This window comes from Halobacillus sp., from assembly GCF_049282395.1.
Lineage (GTDB): Bacteria > Bacillota > Bacilli > Bacillales > Halobacillaceae > Halobacillus.
This window is the reverse complement of record NZ_JBAPTY010000442.1, coordinates 1-1,688: the sequence shown is the minus strand read 5'-3', so window position 1 is coordinate 1,688 and position 1,688 is coordinate 1. Positions and strand designations below refer to the sequence as shown.

Annotated in this window: 1 protein-coding gene; it reads left to right on the top strand. The window is 44.0% G+C overall.

The features are described 5' to 3' along the window. The coding region (locus WAM07_RS18325; protein WP_422168829.1) for a choice-of-anchor I family protein at positions 1-1,568 on the top strand (1,568 nt) is incomplete at its 5' end. Positions 1,569-1,688 lie beyond the last annotated feature (120 nt).

The following is a 1,688-nucleotide window of genomic DNA, read 5'->3' as shown; positions in this document are numbered from 1 at the left end:
AGCGTGTACAGCTTGAAGACTTGAGTGGAGAACTCTCTAACGTGTCCGGTATTACCAGTATAAGCCTGCATCCAGAAGGTGATTATGTAGCGGCTGCGGTACCTGCTGACCCTGAACAAGATGATGGATATGTGGTGTTTATGGACAAGGATGGCCAATATATTTCCCATGTTTCTGTAGGTGCTCTGCCGGACATGGTGACATTTACACCGGATGGAAATAAGGTTCTAGTGGCAAACGAAGGAGAACCTAGTGAAGATTATGAAACGAATCCTGAAGGCTCAGTATCGATCATTGATGTAACGGGTAACGTTGACGAACTAACCGAAGAGTCTGTAAAGGAGGTTACGTTTAAAGACGCTCCCATTGATTCGGATATCCGTAAAATGAATCCAGATAATACGTATGAAGAGGATCTGGAGCCTGAGTATATGGCTGTAGAAGAAGATGGAAAGACGGCCTATGTCGTGCTTCAGGAAAACAATGCTGTGGCTACCTTGGATATCGAAACAGGGTCCTTCACTGAGGTGAGATCCCTTGGCTACAAGGATCATTCCTTAGAAAAGAATGGCTTTGATGCTTCCAATGAAGACGGAGAAATTAACATTCAGCCGCACCCAGTACTCGGTATGTACCAGCCGGATGGAATTGCCCTTTACGAGAAAGATGGAAAATCTTATCTGCTGACTCCGAATGAAGGGGATGCCCAGGATTATGATGGTTATTCAGAAGAAACGCGGGTAGGGGATATCGCGGATCAATATGATCTGAATGCCGACCATTATGAAGGGTACACCCAGAAAGAATTAGATGAGTTAGTGGAGAATGGTTTATTCGATGAGGATCAGCTGGGCCGTCTGAAGACAACGATTTCCGCTCCTAAGAACGAAGAAGGAAAATATGAAGTCGTTTATGGCTATGGGGCCCGTTCTTTTACCATACGTGATATGGATTCCATGGATGTAACCTATGATAGTGCTGATGAATTTGAACAGGTGGTTGCAGAAGTCGAGCCGGATTTCTTTAATTCAGACAATGAAGAAAATGCGTTCGACAATCGTAGTGATGATAAAGGTCCTGAACCAGAAGCGGTCGTAACAGGAAGTGTAGGAGATAAGGATTATGCTTTCATCGGACTCGAGCGCCAAAGTGGTGTGATGGTGTATGATATCACGAATCCTGAAGAAGCTTCTTTTGTTAAATACTTTACGACTCGTGATTTCTCAGAGGACATGCCTGCAGGTGACGTAGGTCCTGAAGGGCTTCAATTCGTAGAAGCCGATCAAAGCCCGAGTGGAGAACCGATCCTGCTCGCTGCTCATGAAATCTCTGGTACCATTGCTGCCTACTCACTTACGAATTTGAACAATGGGGAAGATAAGAGCGAGGATAGGAGTAATGAGGATGTACATGTAGTAGAGAAAGGGGACACTCTTTCTGAAATCGCTGTAAGCTATGGTATGCACTGGCATGAACTGCAAGACATTAATCAACTGGAAAACCCGCATTTGATTTACCCGGATCAGAAAATTGTACTTGAGCAAAATGAAGAGAAACCATCTAAGTAACAGAAAAAACTTCTCCAACCATTTTAGGCCGAATTCGTTTAGATTATTAGGTTCGTTGCAAAATAATGATTTTGTTTTGATGCTTGATGTCCAGCTGGGAACAGACTCTGTGCTTCATCA